This window comes from uncultured Campylobacter sp. (genome assembly GCF_938045405.1).
GTDB lineage: Bacteria > Campylobacterota > Campylobacteria > Campylobacterales > Campylobacteraceae > Campylobacter_B.
The window spans coordinates 1-3,341 of the sequence record NZ_CALIMW010000145.1; the positions used below are offsets into that span (position 1 = coordinate 1).

The window sequence follows — 3,341 nt, forward strand, 5'->3', positions numbered from 1 at the left end:
CAACGACTTTTACGTAACGGAAGAATTTGAAGTAAGCAGGGCAAATCAAAGCGATAGCGCAAAAAACAGAAGGCCTGATCTCGTACTTTTTATAAACGGCATACCAATAGTCGTGATCGAGCTTAAAAAATCAAGCGTGAGCCTTGAAAACGGCATAAAGCAGCTAGAAAAAGAGCAGGGCAAAGATGAGATAGCGCACCTTTTTAAATACATCCAGCTAACTATCGCGGCAAATGGAAGTGGGGCAAGATATGGCACAACTGGCACGCCGTTTAAATTTTATAGCGTGTGGAAAGAGCAAAACGGAGCAAATGAGAGCCTAAAGGACGCGATAAAAGATAGAAAGATATGTGCTCTTGATACTACGCTCTTTTCGCTGTTGTCTAAAGATAGGCTACTAAGGCTAATTAGGCACTATATATTGTTTGATAAAAGGATGAAGAAAGTTTGCCGCTATCAGCAGTTTTTCGCTATCGAAGAGACGCTAAAGAGGGTATCAGCGAAAAAAGAGGGCGCAAGAGTGGGCGGACTCATCTGGCACACGCAAGGAAGCGGCAAGTCGCTCACTATGGTAATGCTAGCAAAGCTTTTAAAGCAAATTTATCCAAACTCAAAGGTTGTCGTCGTAACCGACAGGATAGATCTAGATGAACAGATACACGAAACTTTTAAAAACACGGATATAAAGGCGGGGAGAGCAAGTAGCGGAAGCGATCTGATAGAAAAGCTACAAGGCGGGGTTAGCGTGATAACTACGCTCGTGCATAAATTTGAAAAAGTGCAAAGTCAAAAGGTAGTGATAAGAGATAGCGATATATTTGTGCTAGTGGATGAGAGCCACCGCACGCAAGGCGGCGATCTGCATAAGGCTATGAAAAAGGCGTTGCCTCTTGCTTGCTATATAGGATTTACCGGAACGCCGCTTTTAAAGCGCGAGAAAAATAGTTTTGCTAAATTTGGCGGAGAGATACATAGATATACGATAGACGATGCGGTCAAAGATGGTGCCGTTTTGCCGCTACTTTACGAGGGGCGATACGTCGGTCAAAAGGTGCTTGATGCTGATGGGCTAAGTAGGAAATTTGATCTCATATCAAGAGAGCTAAGCGATGAGGCTAAAAGAGACCTGCAACAAAAGTGGGCGAGGTTTGAGCGTGTGGCGTCGAGCGAACAAAGGCTAGAGCTCATAGCGTTAGATATCAACGAGCATTTTAAAAAGAGTTTAAAGATGGCAAAAGGCGGCTTTAAAGCGATGTTAGCTACGCAAAGAAAATACGACGCCATAAAATATCATCAGATATTTGAAGAGTACGGAGAGATAAGAACTGCTTACGTGATCTCAAGCAACGAGCACGAGGAGCTTAAGGGTGGGCATAGAGAGTATGTCGCAAAGGCGTGGCAAGAGACGATAAAAGAGTACGGTAGCGAGGAGGTATATCTAAAATATGTCAAGAACGAATTCGTTTACGGCGACGAGATAGATCTGCTTATCGTCGTGGATAAGCTTTTAACGGGATTTGACGCGCCAAGAGCAAGCACGCTTTATATAGATAAACAGCTAAAAGAGCATAATCTGCTTCAGGCCATAGCTAGGGTAAATAGGCTTTATGACGGAAAAGATTATGGCTATATTATTGATTATAGAGGGCTTTTAGGCGAGCTTGATGAAGCGCTTACTAGCTATGCGTCGCTAAGTGGTTTTGACCCGGAGGATCTAAGTGGAGCCGTGATAGACGTAAGAAGCGAGATAATAAAGGCAAAGACCTACTATACTCATTTAGACGGGCTTTTTAGCGATGTCAAATTTAAAGACGACTTAGAAAGCTATGTGGCGGTTTTAGAGGACGTGCAAAAAAGAGACGACTTTAAAGAGTGGCTGTCGCAGTTTGCTAGAGCTTTTAAACTAGCGCTTTCGAGTGAGAAAATTTGCGATATCTTAAGCGAAGAGGAGATAAAAGCTTATAAGCAAAAGGTTAAATTTTATAACGAACTAAGAAAGACGGTGCAACTAAGATATCACGAGGCTTGCGATTTTGGTAAATACGAAGCGCAGATGCAAAAGCTACTTGATACTTATGTGAGCGCAAAAGAGGTCAATGAGCTTACGAAGCTCGTAAATATCTTTGAGACGGAATTTGATGATGAGGTGCAAAGAATCGAAGGCAAAAATGCAAAAGCCGATACGATAATCAGTACCGTAAGTGCGGTGGTAAAAGAAAAAATGGAGTCAAATCCGGCGTTTTATAAATCAATAGCCAAACAGATACAAGATGTCATCGACGAGTATAAGGCTAAAAGACTTAGCGAAGAAGAAAAACTTGCCAAAGCAAAACAGTTAAAGGATCTGATAACAGGAGCTTTAAAACCAAACGAAGATAGATATCCAAAAGAGTTTAACGGCAAGAAAATTTTGTTTGCCATTTATGATAACTTGCTTGATATTTTAGGCAATGTGGAGCTTGAGGGTATAGAGTCGGTTGCTAAAAATTTGAGCGTGAAATTTTATGAAATTTACGAAGAGGCCTCAAAAAAACCAGAATGGCACAAAAATAAAGACGTAGAAAATGAGATAACAAGCGCGATGGAGGATGCTCTTTGGGACGTAGAGGATGAATACGGTGTTTCTATCGACGATAAAGAGAAAATTTATCAAACTATCCGTGGTATAGGGATAAGCTTTTATGCAAAGTGACGTAAAAATCATCAAAAAAGATGTAAAAAATATCACTTTAAAAGTTAGACCAAACGGCGAAGCGATACTAACCGCGCCAAATTCAGCAAGCGATGAGCATATAAAATTTATCATGCAAAAAAGAGCCAAGTGGATATCGCAAAAACGGGCGTTTTTTGCTTCGTTTAAGACGCCGCAAAAAGAGTATGTAAGCGGTGAGGATTTTAGGTATCTTGGGCGAAGCTACCGGTTAAAAGTGGTGCAGTCTAAGGAGGAGCGCGTAAAGCTACAAAGAGGTTATCTGGAGCTATTTGTAAAAGATAAAAGCGACCTAAAGCGAAAAGAAAATTTGATTTATGAGTGGTATCATGAAAAGGCGATGCTATATTTTTTTAACATCTTGCAAGAGTTTAACAAGATAGTAAAGCAAGATATCAAAAGCGTAAAAATAAGGCAGATGAAAACAAGATGGGGAAGCTGCAATCCCTATAAGTCATATATAAATTTAAACATAGAGCTTATCAAAAAGCCAAGAGTGTGCATCGAGTATGTTGTATTCCACGAGCTAGTGCATCTTCTCTATCCTGATCACTCAAAGAAATTTTATGACTATCTGACGCTTTATATGCCTGACTGGCAAAAACGAAAGGAAATTTTAGAGAGAACTTAG

2 protein-coding genes are annotated in these 3,341 nt (G+C 40.6%); both read left to right on the forward strand.

The annotated features are described in order from the left end of the window. Window positions 1-2,692: type I restriction endonuclease subunit R (locus Q0140_RS05680; RefSeq protein WP_297962697.1), on the forward strand; the 2,692-nt coding region annotated here is incomplete at its 5' end. Further along, entirely contained in the window at window positions 2,682-3,341 is a 660-nt protein-coding gene (locus Q0140_RS05685) for a SprT family zinc-dependent metalloprotease (protein WP_297962699.1), read from the forward strand. The genes Q0140_RS05680 and Q0140_RS05685, both read left to right, overlap by 11 nt.